General features: G+C 24.1%; 1 pseudogene. It reads left to right on the forward strand.

The features are described 5' to 3' along the window. Positions 1-102: 102 nt before the first annotated feature. A pseudogene (locus AYC60_RS00310) lies at positions 103-349 on the forward strand (replication protein rep); the annotation flags it as partial.

The raw sequence follows: 349 nt of genomic DNA on the forward strand, positions 1-349 counted from the left end.
TTAAATACGGAACTGAGGGGGGGATTATATGAAAAAGCTAAAGATTTTAAGAAATTTGAACTAGAATAATTTGGAGATTTTAAGGCAAGTTACACTAAAGAATTGTTTAGAATAATTAAACAATATAATACATGTAAATGGGATGATTCACTAGAAGACTTCAAACATCAATTAAACATACCTGAAACCTATAACATAAATGATATTGATAAAAGAAAAATAAAGCAAATACAGAAAGAATTAGAAAAAAAATATTATTTAAAAGTTAAAAAAAAATACAAAAAAAATGGAAAGGGCCGTCCTTCAGTTGTAGGATTAATTTTAAAATATACAATTTTTTGTAACAAGA

The sequence above is a fragment of the Streptobacillus felis genome (genome assembly GCF_001559775.1).
Classification (GTDB): Bacteria; Fusobacteriota; Fusobacteriia; order Fusobacteriales; family Leptotrichiaceae; genus Streptobacillus; species Streptobacillus felis.